This is a genomic window from Nostoc sp. C057, from assembly GCF_013393925.1.
In the GTDB taxonomy this organism is placed as follows: Bacteria; Cyanobacteriota; Cyanobacteriia; order Cyanobacteriales; family Nostocaceae; genus Nostoc; species Nostoc muscorum_A.
Genome location: NZ_CP040281.1, coordinates 2,388,532 through 2,413,738 on the forward strand (window position 1 = coordinate 2,388,532; position 25,207 = coordinate 2,413,738).

A 25,207-nucleotide genomic window follows, 5' to 3' on the forward strand; every position below is an offset into this window, starting at 1 on the left:
TTACTTAATACTTTTCCTAACTCCAAACTCCCATTTGTTCAGACATCGGCAATTGGGCCTTGCTAGATATTTAGCTAAGGCATAGGCTGAGAAGATGAGAAATTTGTATGTGAATATAAATCAGACAGTCTATGTCTAAACTTTTTGACTGTATTACAGACGAACTGCAAGACTTTATTGCAGCCCAACACCTGTTCTTTGTTGGCTCTGCACCCTTGAGTCCTACGGGTCATGTTAATCTATCTCCTAAAGGTTTAGGATGCTTTCGTGTTCTCTCTCCCAAGCAAGTAGGTTACGTAGACCTTACAGGCAGTGGTAACGAAACCTCAGCCCATTTGCAAGAAAATGGGCGGATAACCTTCATGTTTTGCGCCTTTGAAGAACCTGCATGTATCCTGCGTCTTTACGGTCAAGGAAACACGATTTTACCGGGTTCTCCAGAGTGGGACTCTCTGTACTCTCTGTTTTTACCAATGCCTGGAACTCGCCAAATTATCGTCGCTGATATTGAAAAAATACAGACTTCTTGTGGTTTTGGCGTACCACTTTATGAATATCGAGGTCAGCGCCAGACTTTAGTAAACTGGGCTAGTAAAAAAGGTGAAGAAGGAGTTCGAGAATATCAACAGAAGAAAAATCTTGTCAGCATTGACGGTTTACCAACACCGCTAAGTAAATTATCAGAAAAATGGGTTTAAAACCCCGTGCTTCCATCACGGTTTTAAAGTAATGAGTAATGAGTGGATGAAAAATGGGTATTTACTCATTACTTATTACTTATTACTCATTACTCCAGAATCATCGTGCGTTCACGGCGGTGAGGATGTCAACCTAAATTTTACAAAATCACTACAATTTTTCCTCCCCCTGCTCCCTGCCCTTAAAGCGATGGGATATTTTTTTATTTTGAAGTCCCTTATGACCCTTTTGGGTTTGTGTCACCAGCAATTATTGCTTGAAATAAGTTTCCAAGTAAAGAGAAAAATGCCGAGACTAACACTACCAGCATCAAACTAGCAAGGGCAGCAAAGGGAGAAATGATGAATAAGAGTAACAGTGCAAGCATCAAAATCGTTAGTAATGTCTTATTCATCTTTTTTCATCTTTAATAGTTGCTATTCTCAAGTTAACCAACTAATCTATGAACTTGACCACAGTCAATAGAAGGAATTAGTCTTAGTTCTCTGGTAAGAATTTACAAGCTAATTGAGTGCCAAAGTTTAATTTAGAAATCAAAAATAGAACCACTATATTTTTGCAGTCATAGCAATTTCTGATTCTTTAGCACAGCAGTTACAAAAAATTCTCCTACACCTTCTCCTTTGGTGCTGGCACAATCCCAAATTTATTTAAACCTACATCGATTTCTTTAAGTAGTTTAAAATCCTCCTCTGGTAAGGGATAGCTGCTACTGCTGAATAAACCCCCACTAACAGCAGGCTGCTTTTCCAAAAAAGAGAAAGCTTGACGAAACTGATACGCTTGGGCTTTTATCGGTGCATCAAAGTGGCAGGGAATAATCCACTCGAAGTCCCAACTAGCAACTTTATCAGCCCAGTCAATGGTTTCCTTCGGTGCGCGGTTGAGAATCAACGTCTGTAAAATTGGTGCAACAAACAACCGCCCATTACCTCGCAGGGCATCAAACGATCGCAGCCAATCTGAATGCCATTGAAAGGGGTACAATCCAAAATAAGCTTTCCTTGAGCGTTCTGGGGCTTTCAAGGCATCTTGCAACACCTGATTCCATTGGGGTATATTTAGTGCGCTTGGTTGAAAGTACAAAGCAAACAGACAGATGCGCTGCCAACCCTTACGGCGATTTATCTGAATGTCTGCAACAATATCAGAAGCACGATCCTTGGCATGGAATAGTAAGGGATATGGATCTAATAAAACGATCGCAGGTGGATCGTCTGGGATAGAGAGTACAGAATCTGTTACTAAAAGAGTATGCGATCGCTTGTGGAAAAAAGCAACTTCTGCAAATCGACCAGGGCCAAGGTCGATGGGGCCCAGCATCGCATAATCAAACTCGTCAGCAAAGGGTGTTTTGCTACTATCTTCTGGGAGTACCTGAGTCCGTTTTGGGGGTAAACCAAGCCAGCTAAGGGGCAGATTTAGCGGGAAACTCCACTGATGGGGAGCTACAAATACCTGTGCAGTCGGAAAATATCTGGCGAAAGGGCCGACGAATACCTTATGTTCTATGCCGGAGATAGTCGGCAGGATGATGTACTTAACATTACCGTGTTCCGCCACCAACTCATTCACAAGCCGAATGCACTCTGGGGTTGGTGCAACAGGCGCATAGATAAGAAGACCCCCAGCTTCGAGTTTAACTACAGTCATGCGAATCGGCACAACAACGTAGAAAATGCCCTGAATCTGGTCAAAACTCCAGATTGTCTCCTTAATCACTTCTTTGCGGATTGTCTGCCGCCTGCCATAAGGGTAGAGTGGCAGAACAGGCCATAATCCCCATGAAAAGTCTTTTGGATTTATCTGTTGTGCATTGACTATGCGTTCATCATCAGCCACTCTGCAACCCCCTCCAAATTCCCTGCTCAAATTGTTTTATTTACTATCCCCAAAGTTGGAGTTTAGCAAATTGTTGAGATCATCAGATCAATTCTTAATTTCTAATTGTAATTCGTAATATTTCCTGCGTAGTTCATTCCCGATAAAATTATGCGTAAATATAGAATTTTAAAACCCGATCAAAGTTACACTTTTAGTCAATACTTTTTATTACCTAATCCAACTATAGATGTAGTAGCTGAGTTTGAGTACAGTTACGAACGCACAGAGCTAAAATTACCAAGATATTTTGCTGAGGTTAGCTATTTAGAATTTTTACAAAATTACTTACAGCGCAATATTATGCCTACACATCATATTTAAAACGATTGTTCATACTTGCTCTCAAAAACTGTTTTTACCAGGTTATGCTTGCGAAAAAGCCTAAAGTACAGGGCAAACGCATCTAAAGTATAAGAATCCTTTAATAGCAAGGGTTTTGGCGTTTTTTAATTTAGCCTATTTTTTCATCAAGATCCTTGCCCAGCAAGGGTTTCAGAAATCCCGTGCGTTCGCCCTGGCCTAAAGTAAATGTATGTTATTATGACTGACCCACAGCGACATGAAGAGAATAATGAAAAAGCAGTGGAAAAATTAGCTTGGACAATTCAAGCTTCTCAAGGGCAGTTTAAGCTGATTCTTGCACGGTGTAATTATGCTAGTATATACGATACCATGATAGAAAAATTACATAAAATTTGTGAATGTGATATTAACGTTTTCTATCTAAAGGAATCCGAAATGGATCTTTATAACATCATTCGTGAAGAATCCAATCATGAGGTACAAGTCCTAATGATTCTAGGTTTGGAATCCTTGTACAATCCACCTCAGTTTTGGACTTCGGCTAATTATATGCACAAGGAGTTTTTCAATAATTTTTCTTTTCCTTTAGTGCTGTGGATCAACAACGATGTTTACCAGCAGATGAAGCAGTTAGCTCCAGATTTGGAGAATTGGGCGACTACGATAAATTTCCTATCCTGTCTATTTCCATCAAGCTAATTCCTCCGATTTAGAGTTCTCTGTGCAATTTCTTTTAGTTCTGGCAAAGTTAGTGGAGCCAAGTAATCAAAAATCTTTTTATTACGAACAAATTCATTAGTATGAGAAAAAGCATTATTGAAAGCGTAAGCAGATAGATTTAAAGGAAATTCATCTGGATCTGAGCCTCTAATGTTGACATCTGCGCCAGCCTTAACTAGCAATTTAACTATATCTAGAGATTCTTCAAAAACTGCATACATTAAAGGAGTCCAATAAAGTTCGCTGCTGTCTCTAGCATTGATATCTTGCTGAACGGAAATAAGAGCTTGAACTTCTTCCAAGTAATGAAAGCGAATTGCTCGAATCAGTGCTTCGGCAAAATCTTCATCAGGTATAATGTAGTCTCCATACATTATTTTTTCCTCCTGCTAGTTTTTAGAATTATTTAGTACAAGTAAGTGAGCGTAAGTAAATAACTAAAGGTTTGTAGTAAGCGGCTCTTGGTAATTTAGACATATTGCAAGAATAGCGATGATTCATTACATTTTAAAAGCTACCAAGGAAACTGTACATCTGGGTGGTTTCTCCCATCTGCTAGAACCAGCACTCACTATTGATTCTGGTGATACGGTTGATGTGGAAACTTATACTGGTTACTACGTTTACGACAAAGCACCACCTGAATTTGTCACACCAGAATTTCTCGACATCTGCCAAAATCTTTTACCAGAACGCAAGATTGCTGGGGGGCCGCATTTACTCACAGGGCCGATTTATGTGCGTGATGCCGAACCAGGGGATGTTTTAGAAGTACAATTAGATGCGATCGCACCTAGTGTACCCGTTGGCTTCAATGCCATTCGTCCAGGTTGGGGAGCTTTACCACATCAGTTTCCTCAACCTGCGTTGAGATTCATTCCTCTAGATTTAGTCAACAATATCGCGGAATTTCCGGCGGGTACTGGCATAAAAATTCCCCTTAAACCGTTTTTTGGAATTCTTGGTGTCGCTACCCCAGAAATCTCTCTAACTTCTGTCCCACCAGGTTCTTACGGTGGTAATATCGACAACCGGGAATTACAAGCTGGTTCTCGTTTATTTTTGCCGATTTTCGTACCAGGTGCATTATTTTCTATTGGTGATGGGCATTCTGCACAGGGAGATGGCGAAGTAAATGTCACCGCCATTGAAACTTCCATGAATGGTAGAATTACCCTCAAACTTCGCAAGGATTTACAGCTAACAACACCAATTGCCGAAACTCCAACTCATATCATTACAATGGGGTTTGCTCAAACATTAGATGAAGCTTTAGAACTGGCTTTAAAGAATATGATTAATTTTCTGGAACGCTTTGCAAATTTGTCGCCAGAAGATGCTTATGTATTGTGTAGTATAGCTGTAAATTTTCATATTACTCAAGTTGTGAACAGTCCCCAAAAAGGTGTACATGGAATGCTACCAAAATCAATCTTTTCCCAGAAAATTAATTTATAATTTCCAAACTAGCGACCACCTTTATGTCTAATATCTTTATCCAACTGTTGTTAATCGGTTTAGTTTCTGGTATTGCTGGCGGAATGTTTGGTATCGGTGGCGGCGCAATTATGATTCCGGCAATGGTGTTAGTAATTGGTTTAGATCAGAAGTTAGCTACAGGAACATCTGTGGCTGCTCAAATTTTGCCAATCGGGATTTTAGCAGCCTTGGTTTACCAGCGCAATGGTAATCTTAATATCAAATATGCTCTGATTATTGCAGTTGGTTTAATCGTGGGTAACTTCTTCGGGGCATTGTTTGCAAATCAGCCATTTATTAGCAGCGAGTTGATGAAAAAGCTGTATGGCATTTTTGTCTTAATGATAGGTATTCGGTATTTACTGTCAAATTGAAGAGTTTAGTTGAGCTTTAGCAATATCTTTGTTAAGCCAGCGCCTAACTGCTCAATAGATTCTTGCTGTTTAGGATCTTTTAGCGTGCCATCACCATTAAAGGCTTCGTAAGCTTTGGATACTGCTATTTGATCGGGTAGTACCAAAACTTTGATGTTTCCCAAAATAGACCGCAAGTGAACCAACCCGCGCAAACCACCAAGAGCGCCTGGGGAAGCACTCATAATCGTAGCAACTTTACCTGCAAAAGCAGCCAATGGTGCTTCATTTGGGGCTGGACGGGATGCCCAGTCAATGGCGTTCTTCAAAACTGCTGTGAGTGAACTGTTATATTCTGGCGAAGCAATCAGGAATCCTTGATGAGAAATCATCAAATCCTTGAAAGTACGGGCGTTGGCAGGTAGTCCTTCTTGAGCTTCCAAGTCTTCATCAAACAGAGGTAGGGGCAAATCGCGGAGGTCTATATAAGTCACTTCTGCGCCTGCTGCCTGAGCGCCAGATGCCGCGATTTTTACCAATTTTTTGTTGTAAGAATCAATCCGGGTGCTGCCGGCAAAGGCGAGGATTTTAGGTGTAGATGCCATAGTTCTAGATTGAATGGGAAGGATTAAACCTGTTCAACTGCATTATCCTGTTTTCAGGCGATCGCTATTTGCTACCTTAAGATTTTCTTTAAGTTACATAATTACATTAATGATGGTGAATGCTAAAAATCCTGCCTCTAAAGTCGGAATATGAACAATTCACAAGATAGAAGTCGTTTTAACTTAAGATGTGGCTATTACTCTGCGGGGTTTACCCTTTCATACCAGGGAAGCTGTGAAAGTTATTATTCTGAAAGCTAAAACCTAACAGCAATAAACAGCCTGTTTTGTCAGAACTTTTATCTGAAATTATGTTCAGAAATTAGAGAAAATTCTTATACTAACTGTAAATATTTATTTAAATTTTGCCTGTCTAAAGGTTCAGTTACAATATTATTTACCCCAATCATCTGGCTTAATACTAAAAGACCTGCTTGGTGGATTTTATCACCGCCTGTTGATGCTGAGTAATATTTTAAAATATAAGGATTGATATTGTTCTCAAAAAAATCAATGGCAGTTTTTAAAACACAAGAATCAGTGTCTAAACCACAAATAAATACTTTTTGAATATTATTTTTATTTATAAAATTGAGTGTCTCTGTATTACAAGCAGTATATATAGTTTTATCAAAAACTACTTGAGCAAATGGTTCAATTTTATTAACAATTTTTTGCTCAAATGGTGATGTGAGATTGTGCCAATTTAGATATTTGATATAAGGGCTATTAGGGGTATTTATAAATCTTGTGAAAATGACGTGTTCAAAGATGTTTTGCTCTAATAAAGATTTAACTCTTTGTGGAATATGGCTTGTATTTGGAGTGATAAATCCATTTTGAATATCAATGATAAAGAGACAGAAATTCATATATTAACTACTGTACTTGATTGGTTGGTTCTGAAGACATTTTTTTGAATTTTGGCAGCTTGCTCTTCAATTCCTCCCTCACTAGTTATACCATTTCACGAAATGCTTGATACAAATGATTTGTCTCTAATTCTTTCTCCCTGCTACCTATTTGTATTAACCTTAAAGTCAAATGGTATTAGAGCCAGGTTAATACCCAGTATGCTAATAATAGCAAATGTCCTTTGCTAACTTCAGATGCGAAGATTCTTAACTATCCTGATGTGCAAACGCTGAAGTAAATTTAGATGCTATTTGCTACCTTTAGAGTTTCTTTACAAACTTTCTCGTTATGGCGAATTGGTCAGACTCTTATCTTGGCAAGTTACGACAAGTTGTAGGCCATCGCTTACTTCTGTTATTTAGCGTATACGTGATTATCGAGGATAACTTGGGGCGCATTCTGTTGCAAAAACGAAGTGATTTTAAACTTTGGGGGCTACCTGGTGGCTATCCAGAAGTAGGTGAATCTGCCGAAGAATGTTCAGCACGAGAGGTTTTTGAAGAAACTGGTTTAACGGTTAAGCATTTTGAAGCTGTGGGGTTTTCTTCCAATCCAGCCTTTGAAACTGTAACTTATCCCAACGGCGATCGCGTCCAAACCTTCAATTTGATTTTGCGATCTGTTGAATGGGAAGGCAGTCTCGCTTGCCTAGATGGAGAATCGCTGGCACTGGAATTTTTTGATTTGGCGGACTTACCGACGTTAATGCCAAACGATCGCAGTGTTTTGGAAAAGTTTCAAGAATACCAAAAAAGCGGCAAATTTCTGATGTTCTAAAGCATTTTTTCTAAAAACTGCTTGGCGCGATCGCACTGAGGATTTTGGAAAAACTCGTTAGGAGTAGTGTCTTCTGCTAAAATCCCCTGGTCGAGGAACATAATCCGATTGGCAACTTCCCTCGCAAACCCCATTTCATGAGTAACAATCGCCATTGTCATCCCAGATAGCGCTAAAGCTTTCATCACTTCCAACACATCTTTGACCATTTCTGGATCTAATGCAGAGGTGGGTTCATCAAACAAAATCATCTCTGGTTCCATTGCTAATGCCCGCGCGATCGCTACTCGCTGTTTTTGTCCCCCAGATAGTTTGGATGGGTACACAGACACTTTTTCTTCTAAACCTACCTTAGCAAGCAATTCTAAGCCATGTTGTTCTGCTTTTTGCTTGTTTATTCCTTTCACCTTTATAGGTGCGTAGGTGACATTTTGCAGCACATTCATGTGAGGAAACAAATTAAAATGTTGAAATACCATCACCAATTGCTGACGTACTTTAGCGATGTTTGCCTTGGGATTGGTGATTTCTTGGTCGTGAAAATAAATTCTGCCTCTGGTGGGTTGTTCTAGCAAGTTTATGCATCGCAGAAAGGTAGACTTACCTGAACCAGAAGGGCCTAATATAGCAACCACTTCCCCCTGGTAAAACTCAGTGGAAATATCTTTGAGTACATCGAGTTTGCCAAAGGATTTACATAAGAATTCCGTGCGAATTACTACATTACTCACTTTCTCGTAACCTCTTTTCTAAAGCGGATGCACCCAAAGTCATACCCATTACCAAAACATAGTAGATTAACCCTGCAAATAACAGTGGTTCAAAATAAATATACTTATTTGCACCAACGATTTGGGCACTGCGTAATATTTCCACTACCCCAATGGTTGACACCAGCGCGGAATCTTTGAGCAATCCGATAGTTTCATTTACCAATGCGGGGAGAATATTCTTCAATGCTTGCGGCAAAATCACATCCCACATCATCAACCAATAGGGAACACCCATAGACATCGCCGCTTCACTTTGTCCTTTATCCACCGCTTGAATCCCACCCCTAATGGTTTCCGACATATAAGCGCCAGAATTCAGGGTAAAAGTTAACACCCCAGCCTCCAATGCGGAAATATCATAGCCTGTAAGCTGGGGTGTTGCGTAGTAAACCAATGCCAACTGTAATAGCAAAGGTGTACCTCGAAAAACAGAGGTGTAGGCGTTAGCAACCCAGGTAAGCGGTTTGATGCCGAGAATTTTTAATAGAGACAGGATTGTTCCCCAAATTAACCCCAAGGTTACAGATAATAGCGTGAACAACAAAGTTAAAGGGATTCCCCGCAGAATAAAGGGAATATCTGGAAGAATTCTGGTGAAGTCGAGATTTAATCCGCCTTTGGCAGGAGTTGAGGATACAGGATTGGTGGTGTTCTCTGAAAACCATTTGGCGACAAGTTTATTCAATGTGCCATCATCCTTCATTTCTTGAAGGACTTTGTTAAAAGGTTCTACAAAAGAAGAACCTTTGGGAAAAGCGATCGCCGATCCACTTGCCTCCTCTGAGGGAATTGTATTAAATTCTAAATCTGGGTTAGCTTGGGCAAATCCCTTAGCGACGGTATCTTCAACAATTGCGGCATCAATTCGCCTAGATTTGATTTCTTGAACTACTTCCGGCACTTTGTTGAGTTGCTTTAGCTGAATACCCGCGACTTTTTTAGCAATTTTCTGAGCATTTTGTTCTTGTATGGTTCCTAGTTGTACCCCAAGTTTTTTTCCTGATAAGTCTTGGGGTTGCTTCAGGTTGCTACCTTTAGGAGCGACAATTGTATCTTTGGCTTCGTAATAAATAATTGAAAAATCAATATTTTTTTGACGTTCTGGAGTCGGAGTCATCCCAGCCATGACAAAATCAGCCCGATTCGCTTGGAGTGCAGGGATTAATCCATTAAAATCGGATTCCATTATTTGAAGTTTAAACCCTAGTTTTTCAGCAAGGGTTTTGGCAATATCTATATCAAAGCCAACGATTTGGCGATCGCCTCCTTTCGTATCATAAAACTCATAGGGAGGATAATCTGGGGAAGTAAGCATCGTCAGGGTGTCTTTTCCTAAAGGTGAGGCAGCTTTTAGAGAATTACTATGTCCGATGATGCTGACTACTAATGCTACAACCAATATTGTTAATAGCCATACTTTCTTTCTCTTCATAAACTTGATAAGTATAGGACTAGCACTATCAATGTGACTCGTAATCTTCTCTCTGTGTACTCTGTGCCTCTGCGGTTAATAAATTCTTTTTTTAACCACAGAGACGCAGAGTACACAGAGTAAAGAGGAATTTTTTAACCAAAATTTCTACCCATGTTGAAAAATTCTGACTTTTGTCGCTTCCAGTAGCTTAACGCTGGCATAAATAGCATCAATATGAGGTGTAGGAATTTGAGTAAGTTTTCCCAATTCTGCCACCGCGCCAACGATCGCATCTATCTCCGTAGCGCGTCTGGCTTCAATATCTTGTAACATTGACGTTTTATGGGCACCAACGTTTTCTGCCCCATTAATTCGCTGTTCCAAAGTGATGCCAAACTTTATACCCAAATTTTCTGCGATCGCTTGAGTTTCAGTCATCATTTGTCGTGCTAGTTCACGGGTGAGGGGATAGCGACAAATATCCTCTAGAGTCGCACCAGTTATGGCACTGATGGGATTAAATGCCACATTCCCCCACAACTTGATCCAAATTTCCGTGCGAATTTGATTGCGGATTGGTGCTTTGAATCCTGCCTGTTTTAAAGTCTGTGCCAATAATTGGATGCGTTCTGTTTTACTACCATCGATTTCACCGAGAGTAAAGCGATCGCCTTCAATATGCTTAATTACACCTGGTTCAATTATCTCAGTTGCCGGGTAAACAACACAACCGATAGCGCGGTCAGCACCAATACTAGCTTCAATAATCCCATCTGGATCAACAGATTGAATCCGCGTACCTTCATACTCACCGCCATATTGACGAAAGTACCACCAAGGAACGCCATTTTGGGCTGTCACCACCATTGTGTGAGAATCGTATAGTGCAGGGAGAAGAGGTGCGATCGCAGGCACACTGTGAGCCTTCACAGTTAAAATTACTACATCCTGTAGCCCCGCTTCTTGAATATCGCTAGTTGCCAAAAAAGGAGTAGCAATTTGGCTAGAACCGTCTGCCATAAGCAACTTCAGACCATTTTTTTGAATCGCCTCCAAATGAGAACCACGCGCAATCAGCGTCACTTCTTCACCTGCTAGCGCCAGTTTTGCCCCTAAATATCCACCAATCGCACCCGCGCCAACAATACAGATTTTCATTTTGTTTAGGGATAGTTAGCAAATAATTAACTACTTATTTACCCTCAAACAGCTAGGTTTTGCATCGCTTTCAGTAAATCTTGATGAACAGATTTTGAGGCAGCTACTATCAATCCAGGCAGGCTATAGTTTTGGCAAGTATGCAGTGGCGGTAAAGTCGAACCGTCCAGAGTCGTTACAATCCAACCAGCCTCTCTCGCAATAAAAGCGAGTGCAGCAACATCAATAAATTTACCCGCTTTAATCACTGCTCCACTCAAGTCACCACTGAGAATACCATTAAGATTAGGAATTTGAATATCACTAGAGTAATCAGTCGCTATATCGATTACTTGATATTGATCTTTTAGTAAATTTCCAATAGAATTCATTGCCCATCCTAACAAAATAGCAGGTTTGGCAGATGTTATATGTAATGGGGCACAGGCTTCTAGGCTCATGTCCAGAGTCCCTTTAAAAGCACCTTCACCTCGAAGGGCATAAAAATAAATGTTTTGGGCAGGAGAAATGGCGATTACGGCTTCAAAGTCATCTGAATTTAGAATACTGAGAATAATTTGGTAATTAGAATGTCCATCCATGTAAAACTTTGTACCATCGATTGGGTCGAGTGTGACTAAGTAATCACCTTCTGAACCGAGTTCGGTAGCACGAAAATACTTGGTGTTGTTAGAACTTGCATACTCTTCTCCATAAAAGCGAATATCTGGAAAAGTGCCCAGTAATACTACTTCTACTAGATTTTGAATAGCCACATCCGCATCAGTAAGTGCAGCACTAAAAAAGTTGTTTCCTTCTCCTTTGGCGGGAAGTGCAGCAATTTTTGGTTGAAGAAAATGGGCATAAGCTGCTGCTACTTTCAGATGGGGGAGTAAAGTCTCCAAAATTAGTCGAGTAGTTGGTGTTGTGGACATTGCAGCAAACTCCTTTCAGAAATAATCTACCGTTGGCAGAGCGATAGAATTCTATATCTAGACAAAATTACGGTATCATTGTGGTGCAATGATACCATAATCTTTACCAATCTACCGGACGTTCAAGGAACTACGGCACTGATTGCAGAAACTGCTAGTTAATGCCTATAAATGTAAAAGCTGTTGCTGCTTCAGCAGGATTTGTGGAATTGGGGGTGGCTGTCAATACTTCTCGGTTAAGGGGAAAAGGGGAAAGGGAAAAGGGAAAGAAAAAACCCTTTAACCTTTTCCCCAAACCCGATTCCGAGTTAAAAATGCAAAACCCGAGCAGTATTGGGGTGGCTGTTTTTTATCTAACTTCTGAAAATAACTCCAAAAGCTCCTGGCAACTTCTACTGAGTTAGAAGAAGATGCGATTGATGATGTTCTAAATGCAACATTAACCAGTTTCTAATTATCTGAAATGGGTACAAGAATTATTGAATGCCATTGGCAAAGTCGTATCTGCCTCCACGTTCAAGAGCGCGTTTGTAAGCAGGCCGCGCATGGATGCGCTCGATAAATTGCTTAATTTTCGGTCGGCTTGAGATGAGTTCGGCTTCCATAGCGACTATTTCCAAAGGAAAGCTCATTTGGATATCGGCGGCGGTGAATTCTTCGCCTACAAACCATGTATTTTTACGAAGTTCACCTTCTATATAGTCAAAGTGAAGCTTAATCTGGGGTGCGATAAATCCTTCGTTTACGCTATCTCCTACACCAAAACGGTTAAAGACGAGATTCATTACCAGAGGTGGCATTGCAGAGCCTTCGGCATAATGCAGCCAATAAGTATAGCGCAAACGCTCTGGTGTAACAGATGGTGGGATTAGCTGACCATTACCGTAGCGTTCGACGATGTATTCAATGATAGCGCCTGACTCAGCAACAGTATTTTCTGCATCTGTGATTACTGGTGACTTGCCGAGGGGATGGACTTCACGCAGGGATGCCGGTGCCAGCATCGTCTTCTGGTCGCGTTCGTAGAACTTAATTTCATAATCGATCCCTAATTCTTCAAGCAGCCATAGTACGCGCTGCGATCGCGAGTTGTTAAGATGATGGACAACGATCATAATAGCTACTTTTTTACAATGGAGTTATTACTGACTTTTCATCATCTGAAACTACCATCAGCTGACTAATTATTCATCTATCTAATGGTTTGTTTTGGGTAGTGCTAAATCAAGCACTTATTTCTGGATTTGGAAGGGTATCTATTAATACTGCTCGGTTAACCATTTTTAACTCGACATTGGGTTTGGGGTAAAGGTTAAAGGTTTTTTCTTTCCCCTTTCCCCTTCCCCTTTTCCCCTTCCCCTTTTCCCTTAACCGACAAGTATTAGGGTATCTATAGATTACCCTGTCCGTGTATCACTCAATTATTTATTGACAGACTAATAGCTCCAAGCCCAGCATTTGCTCGTAGAATTGTGTAGAGGCATTGAGATTATGGGTGTAAAAGAAGGTAATTTGCTGTTCTATTTGCGGATGAGTAGACATAAATACATTTGAGTATATACCCCAAGGACATCTGGCGATCGCAGATGTAAAAATTGATTGATGTTAGAAACCTGTTACTACTCCAGAATGCCTTAAGTGCATCTGGAGTTTCTTTTTGAAAAAGCGATGTCTACGACAGGCTGCGCCTACGCAATTTTTCAAATCATCCTGATAAGCCAAAAGACGGCTGAATAGGGATGCATACTGAATTATTTATATTTAACATAGGGCATCATTGTTGATGTACCCCCATCCTAGCAAACAACTCTCGCAAAGCAGCCTCAGATTTACTGGGGCTGTTTTGCGTTACTTCAATAAGAGTTACGCAAAATCCCATGTTTCAAACTCGCATTTCTCTGCGCCTTTGCGGTTCCTTATTCCGTAACTTGTGCGTAAGTCCTATTCAAACAGAAAATTTGTGTAAACAAAGCAGTTAATCCTCAGACATTCTTTACTGTATTTGAGTGTATACCCTGATGACGTAGGATACTCTCACGGTGAAAATTTGGTATAGGTAAATGCGTATCTTTCCTGACTCCAGATTTGTCACAAACATTTCTGGAGTTTTTTCATTATTGGAGTTATTGATTCGGCTCAGAAGAAAATAGTTAAGCGATCGCACTTATCATCTTGATTAAATTAAAGTGCGACACACTTAAATATAAATGCTTATTTAGTTGTATATGTCACAAAAATATCCTTTTTCATCTCAACTTCTGCTGGGGCATCTGGATTATAAGTCGGTGATAATAAAAAACTAGCAAATGATGGTAAAGGAACTCCAGTTTTAGAACTACATGAGGGATAAAATAATGTGTAAAATGGTTCGGCTACAGAAGGAACATCAAGTTTAACACTCATAGCAGTTGCTAAAGCCTGAGCGCGACTTTGAGCATCTTTCATCGCTGATTGATAAACTGAACTCTGCAAAGCCTGACAGTCATTTACTGCGTACTCAACGCCCACACTCTTGACGGAAATATTTTCAAGTTGGCTTGTCGCTTTGTTCGCTGTAGCAACAATTTCCTGGACACGCTCGCGTGTTGGTTTTTCCAACCTCACCAATATTTTGGCGTTATTTTCGCTGGAATTTGGGTTAATTTGTACTTGAATTTTATCAACATTAATTCCTTTGGCAACTAGGCTATTAACTACAGGCTGGAGAGTTGCTTTAGTTAGTGATTTTTTGCTTGGTGAAGATTCTGCTACTGTTTTGTAATTTAAGAATAGAGTTGGTGAGGAAATGCGGCGGGTTTGCGGTAGAGATGATGGTTGCGTTTCTGACTCACCATTGCTACTTTCGCTACTGAATACCAGTTCAATATCGGCTGTATCTGCTGGCACTTTCACTACTCCTTGACCGATTACCATTAATGAATGGCGATCGCTTGCTGGTGGATAAAATAATTGGGCATTAGTAACTTTGGGCGTTAATACTCCCACGCCGACAGTCACGGTAATACTTACCAACATTAGAGCAGTTATTTTTCTCATGTCCTGGGAATGTCCTTTGAACCTAATTGTCAAAGTTTACACCTCAAAAGCAGGATACTTACAAAAATATTGAGCTAACCCCACGACTAAACACCGTTAGATTAGCTCAAAAATTAAAAATTCACTGCGAACTATTAACCAAACCAGTGAGAGGCTTCACAAGCTGGCTGAACTGTTTCACAAACATGATCGTTAATCCAATCTGACTTTTCTTGAACGATTAAACAAATGCCTTGGTGAATCAAATTCTGTAGGTGGAGTTGCTGCTCTAAGGGTTTACGAGGCAATTTGTAATAGGCCAAGCTTCCTTGTTCAGCCTCCGCTAGGGAAATATGTCCCTCAGAGATAGCGCCGTCAAAAGAGGGAAGACGGGTGAGGACGAAAGCAATTAGCTCTTGGCGTAAGTCAGGAATCGCAAAGGCTTTTTGATATGGATGGTATGGATATGTATCCAAAACACTTTCAATCTCTCCTACTACTGTTTGCTGTGTTAAATTAACTACCGTTTTCATGATTTTTAAACTCCTTTTTTAATTCCAGTCAATGATTGGTGGAGAAAACAAATTTTTTAGATGAAAATCAGTTAAAAGTAATTCAACTGATAGATGCAATAACCCCTGTAACTAGCCTTTTATCTTGGTTTAATATCAGACATTTGGCTTTGCTTATTTTAGTTAAAGTTTATACTGATTTACAGCATGACTTATTAAAACAGCAATCCAATATGCTGGTAGGTTAGCGACATTTTATATTTATAATCCTAATTATTTCAAATTTTTGCCAAAAAGGCAGAAATCTACATAAAACGCAGCATCAAGGCTAGGGGATCAAAATTAACGGCAATAAAAATCTTGAATTAGGAACAAGTTTTTAATGAAGATAAGCTTTGTTGGTAATTTATATCACATTTTATTTTGACTGTGAGATTTACTGTTTCATCTAAAAAACTTATTTGTTGCACATTGCTTTAGTAAGTCAGACAAATAGCGACTCAAGAGAGCGCAAAATCAGTCTAGCGACTGATGAAATGATCAGACAAAAACGTTGAAAAAGTTCACATTGTCTAAAGGTAGATGACGCAGCTGATGATTAATTTCATCTGCCGCCGCTAATCCAGAAAGCATCGCACCTTCTGCAAGATTGCCGCCACACCAATCACCACAGCAAACTAAAGGTAAGGGAGTTTCGGCAGACAAAAAAGCTTCGTGCCAAGGACGGCTAGGAAAGGCATAACGCCAACGATGTACCTGCATCCATTCAGGAGTATTCAGCCAGGGAAGGGCAAGAGATTCGGCTGCTCGTTGCAATATTAGCTTTCCAACAGGTTCTAAATCCTGGGATTCTAGATGGCGTTGGGCAAAATCAGCGCTACTTTGCACTACAAAATGTGGTTGTTGAGGGTTAGGACGCTTGCTACTGTCCAAACCAATCCATGCTAAATCAGCATCATCTACAAAAGTTAGAGCTTTCCACTGAGGGAGTGGTTGAGATGTAGAAGGATATCCAGCGATCGCACTAATGGAAGGATAAAATTCTACAGAACGCAAGTTATCAAGAAAGGCTGTATCTAATACACCTTCACCCAAAGATTCCAACAGCATCACCGCTTGGGGTGCAGGAATGGCGACGACTATAGCTTTTGCAGTTAATTCTTCGTTGCTAGATTCAAGAGTGATCCGCCAACTCTTTTCGGGAGTTGGGGTAATCGCAATGACACGCTGATTCAGTAATATTTCTAAACCTGGAGCGAGGGATTTAGCGATCGCACTCATTCCACTAGGTGCAACATATCGCGGACTACGGTTTTTCGGTTCAGATAAAGGAGCGCCTGCTGTGAGTTCGTAAACTTCCTCTGTCCAAACTTCGAGGATATGGCGCGATCGTAATATCTCCACAAAACGTTTAAATAATTCACCCTTTGGCTTCAGGTAACAAGCCCCATGATCGGCGCAAGTTCCATGCAAGCGGCGTGTAGCCAATCTTCCACCCAAACCACGGGACTTGTCCACTACTAGCACCGAATATCCAGCTTGACTTAATTGCTGGGCGCAGACTAAACCGGCCATTCCGGCACCAATCACTGCAATATCAGTCATAAGTCCATAATCCTTAGTCATTAATTATTAGTTATTGGTCATTAGGTTATTATCAAAGGACAAAATTACTACTAATGACTGCTGAAAGCTAATAGTAGAATAAGGTACAGAAAGCTGCACGGAAGGGAGGAAGGGAAATTGGATGAAATGAGGGCGGCGCTAGAGTTAGCGACCGAAGAAGAATTGCAAGATTTAACGGCAATTTTATTTAGTCGTAAGTTCAATCCCCTAGACTATGTACACACACCCGAACCCATCGAAGTGCAAAGCCAAGACCGCAAAGCTTGGTTAGATTCACTAGAGGGACGCTTTCGCTTTTTGGCGGCAGATGGGATGACAGTATTACGGGGACGTACAGGCCAGGTAACTTACCGACAAGCCTTAGTTCAAGTATGTAAGTATCTAAAAATTCCCTATTCTCATCAGCTGCCAACTATTGATTTAGAAGCAGAAGTATTTTTGCATCTACTAGGACAGGTATGGAAAAAATTACCTGAACAGGAAAAGCAAAAATTGACTCTCAGAGTGCAGCGTCACCTTGTGCAATCAGAACTAAAAGAACCGTTACCACTTTTATTACAGCCTGACCCCTTGGGTTTGCTTTTCAAAGGCGGTGGTGCGATCGCGGTTACTTCACTTCTCCAGCCAATGGTACTTAAGCAAATTGCTCGTCAATTTGCCATCCACTTTGCTACTTATGAAGTAGCAAAACAAGCGGCGATTACAGGCTCAGAAGCTGCTGCAACGCAATTTCAAAGCTATGTAGCTATGCAAATGGCGCAACGGGGTATGACAGTGAGTGCAGCTCGTTATGGGGCAGCCCGCACGATGTTTGCCGTGATTGGGCCAATGATGTGGACTTGGTTTTTTGCAGATTTAGGGTGGAGAGCGATCGCCACTAACTATGGTCGGATCATTCCGACTATTTTCGCTTTAGCTCAAATTCGCCTCACTCGTGAGGAATGTTGGGAGCCAGCTTGAACAAGGTTTCTGATTATTTCAAGTCTCGCTGGCAATCTTCTTGGAACTACTCTCTATGGGCATTGTTAATCTTCCCATTGAGTCCATTGTTGGGGGCTGTGACTATTGGTTTTGTCTCATTAATAACTTGGCTGAAACAATCCCACAAAATTAATCGCCGCCCCCTCAATTGGGGATTTGCCCTTTTGAGTCTGTTGCTAATCGTAAGTGCTGGATTTGCCGATGACAAAACAGCAGCTTTCCTTGGCTTATTTAATTTATTACCATTCTTTTTACTTTTTGTTGCCCATAGCGCTCTAATTCAAACATTTGTCCAATTGCGCCAAATGTCATGGGTTTTAGCGATCGGTTCCATGCCAGTGATAATTCTTGGTTTGGGACAGTTATTTTTAGGCTGGAGTTTGAAATTAGAAATTTTGTGGGTTGTGTTGAATTGGACGATCGCACCAGGAGGAAATCCGCCAGGTCGCATAGCCTCACTTTTCTTGCACGCTAACACCTTTGCCGCTTATCTAACAATAGTTTTCATCCTTAGCTTAGGGTTGTGGCTAGAACAATGGCGATTGTATCGAGAATTGGGTATTAGGAAGAATTCACTTCCCTTGATCTTCTTAACTATTGCGGTGATTACAAATTTCATTACCTTGATTTTCACTAACTCACGCAATGGCTGGGCGATCGCTATTTTTGCCTGTTTAGCTTATGCACTCTACCAAGGCTGGCGCATTCTTGTGGGTGGTGTCGCTGCGATCGTCTCTAGCGTGCTTTTGGCAGCTTTTGCTCCCTCGCCAGTCGCTCAAATTTTTCGCCGGGTAGTTCCTGCCTTCTTTTGGGCAAGGTTAAATGACGATATGTATCCAGATAGACCAGTCGCTTTAATGCGAAAAACTCAATGGGAGTTTGCCTGGTCTTTAGCCAAAGAACATCCTTGGACTGGTTGGGGATTACGCAGTTTTAGTGGACTCTACAAAGCGCAAACGCAGATTCCCTTGGGTCATCCCCATAACTTGTTTTTGATGTTATCTGCTGAAACTGGTTTTCCTAGTACTTTTTTATTTTGTGGCTTACTTGCTTGGATTTTGATTACAAGCGTGCAATTATTACGAAAGTCTAAATATATAAATACAGAAGATAGATTGATATTTTTCAGTTATCTTCTGGCCTTTATTGGTTGGGTTTTATTGAATACAGTAGATGTAACCCTCTTCGATTTTCGTTTGAATGTAATTTCATGGTTAATTTTGGCTGCCATTTCTGGAGTAGTACATCGTTATAAGCAACAATACAGACTTGAATCTCATCCAAATTAGTTAGACGTGGATAATAGCTATTAGTTATTTTTCAGTGTATGCACTGGGGACACTTCGAGTTTTTAGTTAATAAGATTACTATGTGAGTGTAACTAACACTTAATTAGTCACACTCGATGTTGCTGATTGTTGGGAAGGTGTAAGGACAACCCTTTGGGGTTTTCTTGCATGACGGGCATCTCTTGTAGATGCCCTTTTGTATATTTATTATTTTTCTTCAGTTAAGCACAAATAAAAAAATATTCAATTTGACGAAATATCTGAAAAGATTTTAGCTTTAATCAAGGAATGTCAGACATGGTTACTGAAATTAAAGTGGAATAGAGATGCTGATTGGCTAGGAATTATTGATAGTGTTCAAACTAAGTTCAAACATCTATAAATTCCCATATTGTCTCTGTTGACATACTCCCCGGCGTGTTCGCCCTTGGCGTTCCCGTTCGCGCAGCGTCTCCGTCAGGAGAAGGGTACGCACTCTTAAGAAGGAGTAATGAGTAATAAGTAATAAGTAATGAGTAAATACCCATTTTTCATCCACTCATTACTCATTACTCCTTACTCATTACTTTAAAGCATTGCGTGAAGCACGGGGTTTCAGACCCATATTTTTGATGAGGCAATACTGTTCTGAATAACTTAGGAATGATGTGAATTTTCGCTATGGCTCTAAGCCTTGGCGACGTTTTTCTTGGATGACTTGTTGTAGCTCATCTACTGTTCTGAAGTTGGCTCCATTTCACCACTAAACTTAGGCTAAACGCAAGTTTAAACTTTATTAAAACTACGATGTCTGGCGACAAGCCGCAAATCTTGAAGATGCTCCCCGTAGCTTGCTTCGGCCTAGAAGTACGCATCTAACCACCCAATATTCTGATTAGCATTAAAGACATACGATAACCCTTATGGTGTAAGCTCTCAGTAAAATGGATATGTCAGTAACGAAAAAAAAGACGCATCCATAACCTACCCTATGCTCACAACAGCTAACTTTCTTCAGTACACCCAATGGTCAGGTATAGCTACCTTGGTATTCGCTGCCTTAACAGTTTTGGCTTTTATTCTCAAATGGGGCATCCGCTTTCGGCTGGTGGGTACGACTGGCTTTATGCTGGTGCTGACAGGTGGTTTATTTGCACTGTCGATAGTCCCCTTGAGTCGGGCTGTGATTCCAGGAGCGACGAAGTACACTCTAGTTTATGACAATGGCTCAACACAAGCGGTTATTACTACATCGCCCAAAATTACACCTACGCAATTAGAAGCAACTTTACGTCAAGCAGCTAGTAATCTATTTTCTTATGGTCGTTCAGGTACACGGGAAGACGACAAGTTGACAGTTCGCGCCCGCGTCATTATCCACCCAGAAACAGGGGTTTCTGTACCAGTTTACTTGGGTGAGGCCAAGCGATCGCTAGTTTCTCATCAAAATTCACCAGTCACAGTGGAAATTTACACAGACAAATTCGCCCAATTGCCAAAATCTAACGGTTAAGGGAATGGGGAATGGGAAAGAGGCAGAGGGCAGGGGGGACAAGGGGACAAGGAGAATTGGGGATAAGGGGAAAGACTTGTTTCAAGTTCTCACCTCTTGTCCCCAAGTCCTCTTCCCAATTCCCAATCCCCAATCCCCAATCCCCAATCCCCAATCCAATGCTTGTTATCAGAATGACATAATTTATTTTGTATTTACCGATACATTAATAGTTATTATTAGATTAAGATGTTCACACTTTCGTGATTCTACTGTGGAAAAAGATCGATCAGCCTGCGGGTAATGGATACTGACAGTTGTGATTTGTCGGTTGTTATTGTAATTGCCACTATTGACATTTTTACAATTTTTTGCAGCCAAATGCAACGCTGTGGGAGCGGACATCGATCTGTAAACCCTAACGCATCTATCCATAGCTGAAATGACCATCGACAGACGATTCAGTTCTCAATCACTTTTCTTGAGAATCTGAGAGTGGTAATGTTAGTTAATCATACGGTTATTCAAAACTTTGATAGTTCGGAATTTCAGGCTAATGGACACAACAGATTCAAGCAACGTCGTTAAATGGCTTAACCAGTTAGCGATTAGATCGGTTAAAACCTAGTTGAGTCAGATGTAAGTTTTTAGCCATCTGGCAACAAGTATCTTTTGTTGCAAGTCTATTAGATTAAGAAATATCAAGTTTTTGGCAAACTAGATTATATGTCTAATCAACTTTCTACTCAACCTTCTTTGTCTACTCAAACCTCTAGTTCATTATTTACGCTCACAGTTGCCCCGGCAAAAGTCATCCGTGGTTCTGGGGTGTTGCAAGCAGCCGCAGCAGAGATTGCCTGTTTGGGAAGTCGTCCCTTAATTGTGGCAGGTGAATCGACTCTCGCCATCAGCCGAAAGAATTTGCAACCAGTTTTAGAAACGCAACAGTTACATCCTGTTCAAGCTTCTTATGGTGCAGATTGCTGCGAAGCTAGCCTGAAATCTTTACAGAAGAAGGCAAAAGAACATAAAGCTGATGTGATTATTGGTGTTGGTGGCGGCAAAGCCTTAGATACAGCAAAATTACTCGCGCAGCAGTTACAGTTACCAGTGGTGACAATTCCGACATCAGGGGCTACCTGTGCAGCTTGGAGTGCCTTGTCGAATGTTTATTCGGAAAATGGGGCGTTTCTCTACGATGTAGGACTGTCTCGTTGTCCCGATTTACTGATACTCGATTATGACTTGATTCAAACTGCACCACAACGGACTTTAGTAGCTGGAATTGGTGATGCGATCGCTAAGTGGTATGAAGCCTCTGTTAGCAGTGGGCATTTGCAAGACACTTTAATTATTGCTGCGGTGCAACAAGCAAGAGTTTTGCGAGATATCCTCTTGCAAAAGTCAGCCGCCGCCTTGAAGGAACCAGGTAGCGAAGTTTGGCGAGAAGTCGTAGACGCAAGTGTTTTATTAGCTGGGGTAGTTGGAGGACTTGGAGGGGCGCAGTGTCGCACAGTTGCTGCCCATGCCGTGCATAATGGTTTAACTCATATTTCAGGACATGGCAGTATTCATGGCGAAAAAGTCGCTTTTGGAATTTTAGTGCAACTGCGTTTAGAAGAAATGCTACAAGGCAATCAACTAGCAGCATCAGCACGACAACAGTTGTTAAAGTTCTACACAGAAATTGGACTACCCCAAAAATTAAGTGATTTGGGATTGGGCAATATTACATTAGGTGAGTTACAAACAGCCGCCGAAATTGCTCTAGTTCCTAATTCTGACATCCATCGACTACCATTTAAAGTCGCGCCAGAACAGTTGATGGCAGCAATGGTTTCCACCACTGCACCTATAGATAGTAAAGACATGAATCGAGTTTCGCCCAAGGGAATCAGTGACGAGGTTGAAGAATGAGTTTAAATTGGATTGTCCCAGCAGAACGCATACAAAAACTACCACCTTATGTATTTGCCCGTTTAGATGAACTAAAAGCGAAAGCACGGGAACAAGGGTTAGATTTAATTGACTTGGGTATGGGAAACCCCGACGGTGCAACACCAGCACCAGTTGTTGAAGCAGCGATCGCAGCCTTGAAAGATCCCGCCAATCACGGTTATCCGCCCTTTGAAGGGACTGCTAGTTTTCGTCGGGCGATCACCAATTGGTATCATCGCCGTTATGGTGTGGTTTTAGATCCCGATAGTGAAGCCTTGCCATTGCTGGGTTCTAAAGAAGGATTAACCCATTTAGCGATCGCCTACGTTAACCCTGGCGATTTAGTTTTGGTACCTTCCCCAGCTTATCCCGCTCATTTTCGCGGCCCGGCGATCGCAGGCGGCAAAATCCACAGTTTGATTCTTAAACCAGAGAATGACTGGTTAATCGATTTAGCTGCCATTCCTGATGAGGTTGCAAGACAAGCTAAAATTCTCTATTTCAACTATCCCAGCAATCCCACTGCTGCCACAGCCCCCCGCGAATTCTTTGAAGAAATCGTCGCTTTCGCCCGTAAATATGAAATTTTACTGGTGCATGATTTATGTTACGCCGAGTTAGCTTTTGATGGTTATCAACCCACTAGCTTGCTAGAAATTCCCGGCGCGAAAGATATTGGTGTAGAATTCCACACCTTATCTAAAACCTATAATATGGCTGGTTGGCGCGTTGGTTTTGTGGTGGGGAACCGCCATGTAATTCAAGGTTTACGGACACTAAAAACTAACTTGGATTACGGTATTTTTTCCGCCTTGCAAAAAGCAGCCGAAACCGCCTTGCAATTGCCAGATGTCTATTTACACGAAGTACAACAACGCTACCGTACCCGCCGCGATTTCCTCATTGACGGGTTAGGAGAGTTGGGTTGGGATATCCCCAGAACCAAGGCGACAATGTATCTTTGGGTGAAGTGTCCCGTTGGTATGGGTTCCACTGATTTTGCCTTGAACGTGTTGCAACAAACTGGCGTTGTTCTGACTCCAGGTAATGCCTTTGGGGTTGCGGGTGAGGGTTATGTAAGGATCAGTTTGATTGCCGATTGCGATCGCTTGGGTGAAGCTTTACATCGCTTCAAACAAGCCGGCATCCGCTATCAACCTGAAGTTGTAGTCTCTGCCTCACAATGAAAATAGCATAACCTTATCGAAATCTAATTCATGCAACCCTACCCTGCTAGGATGCTCATTTAATTGCTGCGGGCTTTTACTTCCTTTGCAATAATCGTCGCGTAATTTAATCTATGCGTCCCTGCTGCCATTAGTGGCAAGTGTAAGTAAGCGGGATGGTTTCGACTTTCCAACATTTGGCGTACAGTTGGGTCAAACAAGTACGCAAAGTAAAAGCCTCAAGTAATTAAAGTCATTACTGAGGCATTTAAAAATAAATCCAAGGTAATTATACCCATGAAGTTGATTTACTCTTTAGGGTATATTCGCGGCGCACACTTCAACCCAGCAGTGACATTAGCATTTTGGACAAGTGGTTTTTCCCAAAAGAGCGAGTAATTTGTCGCAGTGAGTGCGATCGCAGCTTGGGCACCCCGCTACGCTAAGGTGTATCTACAGAGGATTTCTGGCTTAACTGAAAGATATTGATGTATATTTGCTGTGCCGAAAAAGCTTTGAGCCAACTAATGAAGTAAGTATAAATCAAGTCGGGAATTATCCGGGTCGACAGATGACACTAGTGTAATTACTAAATACAGAGGGTTAAACAAATTACAACACTAGTTGATTGAGTCTAAACAATTTTATGTTGTCTGATTTAGATTTAGTTAGAGAGTTCGTATGCAACTCTATCCAGAAAAAAGATATTTTATTGGCAAATCGTTCCTTAACAGCACAAACAATTTATAATACTAACCGTCTGGCAACAAAGGCTGAAGGCATAATTGCCACTGCCCAACTAAATCCCACACAAACGGAATTCTTGATTTTGTCTAATTCATCCCATTGGGAATTACTGAATCAGGCTTTGCCAGAATATAATTATCTCCTTAAAGGAAACATAGATAGTCGTGGTTTCTATCACTATCAATACTGCCAAATCCCTAAAGACTATAGCTTGCAATGTACTAAATCTGTCCTTTTATGGCGAGCTTGGTGGAAATATCGCAAGAATACTTTACAACTAGGAATTCCATCGGGTCTTTTAATCCAGACAAGAGATTCATGGTATCCAATCCTAGATTTAACCATTAGTAAGGGACTGCTGTATGTAAAAACTTTAGGAAGTGAGATAGAAATTCATGCAGATGACCTAGTAATTTGGTTAAGCAAAATTGAAGCAAATTCTCAAAATTAGTCATTAGTCAAAAACTT

The 25,207-nt window shown here is 41.0% G+C and carries 25 protein-coding genes and 1 pseudogene; 12 read left to right on the forward strand and 14 right to left on the reverse strand.

Features of this window, described 5'->3' with window-relative positions; genetic code table 11:
* Positions 1 to 131 precede the first annotated feature (131 nt).
* Positions 132 to 698, forward strand: coding sequence for a pyridoxamine 5'-phosphate oxidase family protein (locus tag FD724_RS10480; protein WP_114082383.1), 567 nt, complete (start codon positions 132 to 134; stop codon positions 696 to 698).
* A 218-nt stretch (positions 699 to 916) separates the two neighbouring features.
* On the opposite strand, the gene FD724_RS10485 is transcribed toward FD724_RS10480, so the two are convergent.
* Positions 917 to 1,093, reverse strand: coding sequence for a hypothetical protein (locus FD724_RS10485; protein WP_179072574.1), 177 nt, complete (start codon positions 1,091 to 1,093; stop codon positions 917 to 919).
* A gap of 215 nt (positions 1,094 to 1,308) precedes the next feature.
* Positions 1,309 to 2,541: a DUF4336 domain-containing protein gene (locus tag FD724_RS10490; protein WP_179072575.1), complete on the reverse strand. Its 1,233-nt coding sequence runs from the start codon at positions 2,539 to 2,541 to the stop codon at positions 1,309 to 1,311.
* A 582-nt stretch (positions 2,542 to 3,123) separates the two neighbouring features.
* On the opposite strand from FD724_RS10490, the gene FD724_RS10495 reads away from it, so the two are divergent.
* The gene (locus FD724_RS10495) at positions 3,124 to 3,585 is read left to right on the forward strand and encodes a hypothetical protein (RefSeq protein WP_179072576.1); all 462 of its coding nucleotides are present in this window, start codon (positions 3,124 to 3,126) and stop codon (positions 3,583 to 3,585) included.
* On the opposite strand, the gene FD724_RS10500 is transcribed toward FD724_RS10495, so the two are convergent.
* The gene (locus tag FD724_RS10500) at positions 3,582 to 3,980 is read right to left on the reverse strand and encodes an ankyrin repeat domain-containing protein (protein WP_179072577.1); all 399 of its coding nucleotides are present in this window, start codon (positions 3,978 to 3,980) and stop codon (positions 3,582 to 3,584) included. The two genes, FD724_RS10495 and FD724_RS10500, sit on opposite strands and share 4 nt — an antisense overlap.
* A gap of 118 nt (positions 3,981 to 4,098) precedes the next feature.
* Between FD724_RS10500 and FD724_RS10505 the strand changes: the two genes are divergently transcribed.
* Positions 4,099 to 5,064: an acetamidase/formamidase family protein gene (locus FD724_RS10505; protein WP_179072578.1), complete on the forward strand. Its 966-nt coding sequence runs from the start codon at positions 4,099 to 4,101 to the stop codon at positions 5,062 to 5,064.
* A gap of 23 nt (positions 5,065 to 5,087) precedes the next feature.
* Positions 5,088 to 5,459, forward strand: coding sequence for a TSUP family transporter (locus tag FD724_RS10510; protein ID WP_179072579.1), 372 nt, complete (start codon positions 5,088 to 5,090; stop codon positions 5,457 to 5,459).
* 5 nt (positions 5,460 to 5,464) lie between these two features.
* On the opposite strand, the gene FD724_RS10515 is transcribed toward FD724_RS10510, so the two are convergent.
* Both FD724_RS10515 and FD724_RS10520 read right to left on the reverse strand, forming a co-directional pair.
* Positions 5,465 to 6,043 (reverse strand): NADPH-dependent FMN reductase, encoded by a 579-nt coding sequence (locus FD724_RS10515; RefSeq protein WP_179072580.1) that lies wholly within the window; start codon positions 6,041 to 6,043, stop codon positions 5,465 to 5,467.
* A gap of 335 nt (positions 6,044 to 6,378) precedes the next feature.
* Complete coding sequence (locus tag FD724_RS10520; RefSeq protein WP_179072581.1) at positions 6,379 to 6,915, reverse strand: isochorismatase family cysteine hydrolase; 537 nt, start codon at positions 6,913 to 6,915, stop codon at positions 6,379 to 6,381.
* A gap of 331 nt (positions 6,916 to 7,246) precedes the next feature.
* On the opposite strand from FD724_RS10520, the gene FD724_RS10525 reads away from it, so the two are divergent.
* Positions 7,247 to 7,735 carry an NUDIX hydrolase gene (locus FD724_RS10525; RefSeq protein WP_179072582.1) on the forward strand — a complete coding sequence of 163 codons (489 nt, stop codon included), beginning with the start codon at positions 7,247 to 7,249 and terminating at the stop codon, positions 7,733 to 7,735.
* Here FD724_RS10525 and FD724_RS10530 read toward each other — a convergent pair.
* The 9 genes from FD724_RS10530 to FD724_RS10570 form a co-directional block, all read right to left on the reverse strand.
* Positions 7,732 to 8,466 (reverse strand): amino acid ABC transporter ATP-binding protein, encoded by a 735-nt coding sequence (locus FD724_RS10530; RefSeq protein WP_179072583.1) that lies wholly within the window; start codon positions 8,464 to 8,466, stop codon positions 7,732 to 7,734. The genes FD724_RS10525 and FD724_RS10530 overlap by 4 nt on opposite strands.
* A complete protein-coding gene (locus FD724_RS10535) occupies positions 8,459 to 9,940 on the reverse strand; it encodes an ABC transporter permease subunit (protein WP_179072584.1) in 1,482 nt (493 codons plus the stop codon). Before FD724_RS10535 ends, FD724_RS10530 begins: the two co-directional genes overlap by 8 nt.
* 147 nt (positions 9,941 to 10,087) lie before the next feature.
* Positions 10,088 to 11,080 carry a 2-dehydropantoate 2-reductase gene (locus FD724_RS10540; RefSeq protein WP_179072585.1) on the reverse strand — a complete coding sequence of 331 codons (993 nt, stop codon included), beginning with the start codon at positions 11,078 to 11,080 and terminating at the stop codon, positions 10,088 to 10,090.
* A gap of 44 nt (positions 11,081 to 11,124) precedes the next feature.
* The gene (locus FD724_RS10545; RefSeq protein ID WP_179072586.1) at positions 11,125 to 11,994 is read right to left on the reverse strand and encodes an inositol monophosphatase family protein; all 870 of its coding nucleotides are present in this window, start codon (positions 11,992 to 11,994) and stop codon (positions 11,125 to 11,127) included.
* Positions 11,995 to 12,470: 476 nt separating this feature from the next.
* Positions 12,471 to 13,109 carry a glutathione S-transferase family protein gene (locus tag FD724_RS10550; protein WP_179072587.1) on the reverse strand — a complete coding sequence of 213 codons (639 nt, stop codon included), beginning with the start codon at positions 13,107 to 13,109 and terminating at the stop codon, positions 12,471 to 12,473.
* A 310-nt stretch (positions 13,110 to 13,419) separates the two neighbouring features.
* Positions 13,420 to 13,536 (reverse strand): VOC family protein, encoded by a 117-nt coding sequence (locus FD724_RS10555; RefSeq protein WP_179072588.1) that lies wholly within the window; start codon positions 13,534 to 13,536, stop codon positions 13,420 to 13,422.
* A 669-nt stretch (positions 13,537 to 14,205) separates the two neighbouring features.
* On the reverse strand, positions 14,206 to 15,030 hold the full coding sequence (locus FD724_RS10560) for an SIMPL domain-containing protein (RefSeq protein WP_179072589.1): 825 nt from the start codon (positions 15,028 to 15,030) through the stop codon (positions 14,206 to 14,208).
* Between the two features lie 134 nt (positions 15,031 to 15,164).
* Positions 15,165 to 15,542, reverse strand: a complete 378-nt coding sequence (locus FD724_RS10565; RefSeq protein ID WP_114082370.1) for a hypothetical protein — start codon at positions 15,540 to 15,542, stop codon at positions 15,165 to 15,167.
* Positions 15,543 to 16,061: 519 nt separating this feature from the next.
* The gene (locus FD724_RS10570) at positions 16,062 to 17,126 is read right to left on the reverse strand and encodes an NAD(P)/FAD-dependent oxidoreductase (protein WP_179072590.1); all 1,065 of its coding nucleotides are present in this window, start codon (positions 17,124 to 17,126) and stop codon (positions 16,062 to 16,064) included.
* 138 nt (positions 17,127 to 17,264) lie between these two features.
* Between FD724_RS10570 and FD724_RS10575 the strand changes: the two genes are divergently transcribed.
* From FD724_RS10575 to FD724_RS10605, 7 genes and pseudogenes are all read left to right on the forward strand, one after another.
* Complete coding sequence (locus FD724_RS10575) at positions 17,265 to 18,107, forward strand: hypothetical protein (RefSeq protein WP_179072591.1); 843 nt, start codon at positions 17,265 to 17,267, stop codon at positions 18,105 to 18,107.
* Positions 18,089 to 19,417 carry an O-antigen ligase gene (locus FD724_RS10580; RefSeq protein ID WP_179072592.1) on the forward strand — a complete coding sequence of 443 codons (1,329 nt, stop codon included), beginning with the start codon at positions 18,089 to 18,091 and terminating at the stop codon, positions 19,415 to 19,417. The genes FD724_RS10575 and FD724_RS10580 overlap by 19 nt, the downstream gene beginning before the upstream one ends.
* Before the next feature lie 970 nt (positions 19,418 to 20,387).
* On the forward strand, positions 20,388 to 20,909 hold the full coding sequence (locus tag FD724_RS10585; RefSeq protein ID WP_179072593.1) for a Ycf51 family protein: 522 nt from the start codon (positions 20,388 to 20,390) through the stop codon (positions 20,907 to 20,909).
* A gap of 705 nt (positions 20,910 to 21,614) precedes the next feature.
* Positions 21,615 to 22,805 (forward strand): iron-containing alcohol dehydrogenase family protein, encoded by a 1,191-nt coding sequence (locus tag FD724_RS10590; protein WP_012411383.1) that lies wholly within the window; start codon positions 21,615 to 21,617, stop codon positions 22,803 to 22,805.
* Positions 22,802 to 24,013, forward strand: coding sequence for an aspartate aminotransferase (locus FD724_RS10595; protein WP_179072594.1), 1,212 nt, complete (start codon positions 22,802 to 22,804; stop codon positions 24,011 to 24,013). The genes FD724_RS10590 and FD724_RS10595 overlap by 4 nt, the downstream gene beginning before the upstream one ends.
* A gap of 282 nt (positions 24,014 to 24,295) precedes the next feature.
* A pseudogene (locus FD724_RS10600) lies at positions 24,296 to 24,382 on the forward strand (aquaporin); the annotation flags it as partial.
* A 256-nt stretch (positions 24,383 to 24,638) separates the two neighbouring features.
* Complete coding sequence (locus FD724_RS10605; protein ID WP_179072595.1) at positions 24,639 to 25,190, forward strand: hypothetical protein; 552 nt, start codon at positions 24,639 to 24,641, stop codon at positions 25,188 to 25,190.
* Positions 25,191 to 25,207: the final 17 nt, after the last annotated feature.